Here is a 1731-nt window from a genome sequence, read left to right on the forward strand (position 1 = left end):
CATCGCCGAGAAGGCCGGCAACAACATCGTGGCGCTGGACCTGGCCGAGACCCAGCGCTGGCGCCGCACCGCGTCCGTGGTGGAGACGGACTGGGTCAACGAGATGAAGGGCAAGAACATCGACGGCGCCAAGCTGGCCTCGGAGGCCCGGGCGCTGATCGCCAAGTACACGAAGTAAGTTCACCGCCGGCCGTCGCTCCTGCGAGGCGGCGACCGGTGTTCGTGAGCCGCCCACGCCCATGCGGAGCAGGGAATGAAATTCCTGTGGGTGAAATGCATTCAACAATGGAAAACTTCGGATACAGTCGCGGCGCAGCGCGCGCGGCTCGCCGGCGACAAAAAACCATGGGAGACAATCGGACCATGACAGCACCCATGAAAAGGACCCGAGGATGATTGACTGGATCTACCGGACCGCCCGATGGACGGCCCTGTTTGGCGGCATCGTGTTGACCGCCCTGACCCTGATGGTCGTGGCCAGCGTGGCCGGGCGGGCCATGATCGGCATCGGGCTGGGGCCCGTGCCCGGCGACTTCGAGCTGGTCGAGCTCGGTGTGGGCATCGCGATCTTTTTCTTCATGCCCTGGTGCTACCTGCGCGGCGGGCACGCCACGGTGGACCTGCTCTACATGCACATGCCCAAGTGGGCGCAGCGGGGGGTGGTCATCGTCAGCGACCTCCTGATGCTGCTGATCTGGCTGGTGCTGACCTGGGAACTCTGGGCCGGTCTGCTGGAGAAAAAGGAATACATGGAAACCACCTTCATCCTGCAGATGCCGGTGTGGTGGGCCTATGCCCTGTGTTTCGTGGGCGCCGTGATCGGCTGCGTCTCCTATGCCGCCAAGACCCTGACCGAGCTGGGCCTGGCCTCTGCTCCCCAGGGCTGGACCACCGAATCCAACGCAGGGCACTGATATGTCAACCGTCGAACTCGCCCTCTGGTCCTTTCCGATCCTGCTGCTGCTGATCTTCATCCGTGTGCCCATCGGCCTGTCCATGCTGGTGTGTGGCCTGGTGGGCGCCTGGATGGTGTACGGATCGGTCGATCCCATCCTCAACCAGCTCAAGCAGGTCACGTTCAGCACCTTCTCCAGCTATTCGCTCTCGGTGATTCCGCTGTTCCTGCTGATGGGACAGTTCGCCGCGCTCGGCGGCCTCTCGCAGGCCCTCTTCAAGGCCGCCGAGGCCTGGATCGGGCACCGCAAGGGTGGCGTGGCCATGGCGGCCGTGGGTGCCTGCGCCGGTTTTGGCGCCATCTGCGGTTCCTCTCTGGCCACGGCGGCCACCATGGGCCAGGTGGCCCTGCCCGAGCTCAAGCGCGCGGGGTACGCCGGGGGCATCTCCACCGCGGCACTGGCCGCGGGCGGCACGCTGGGCATCCTGATCCCGCCGTCGGTGGTGCTGGTGATCTACGCCATCCTGACCGAACAGAACATCGCCAAGCTGTTCCTGGCCGCTTTCGTGCCCGGCATCCTGGCGGCCGTGGGCTACATGATCGTGATCGCGATCTACGCCCGGGTGAAACCGCAGGACGTCGGGTCCATGCCCCCCATGCCCATGAAAGAGCGCTGGGTCGCCACCGTGAAGGTCTGGCCGGTGATGGTGATCTTCATCGCCGTGGTCGGCGGCATCTACAGCGGCCTGTTCACGCCCACCGAGGGTGCGGCCATCGGCGCCTTCGGTACCGGGGTGGCGGCCTGGTTCGCCGGCGGCCTGACCCGCAAGACCCTG

The 1731-nt window shown here is 65.7% G+C and carries 2 protein-coding genes; both read left to right on the plus strand.

The features are described from left to right. The first annotated feature begins 392 nt into the window (after window positions 1-392). Window positions 393-914: a TRAP transporter small permease gene (locus V6M63_RS19095; RefSeq protein ID WP_332744428.1), complete on the plus strand. Its 522-nt coding sequence runs from the start codon at window positions 393-395 to the stop codon at window positions 912-914. A gap of 1 nt (window position 915) precedes the next feature. Further along, window positions 916-1731: TRAP transporter large permease (locus V6M63_RS19100; RefSeq protein WP_332744430.1), on the plus strand; the 816-nt coding region annotated here is incomplete at its 3' end.

The sequence above is a fragment of the Hydrogenophaga sp. genome (genome assembly GCF_036675665.1).
In the GTDB taxonomy this organism is placed as follows: Bacteria; Pseudomonadota; Gammaproteobacteria; order Burkholderiales; family Burkholderiaceae_C; genus Hydrogenophaga.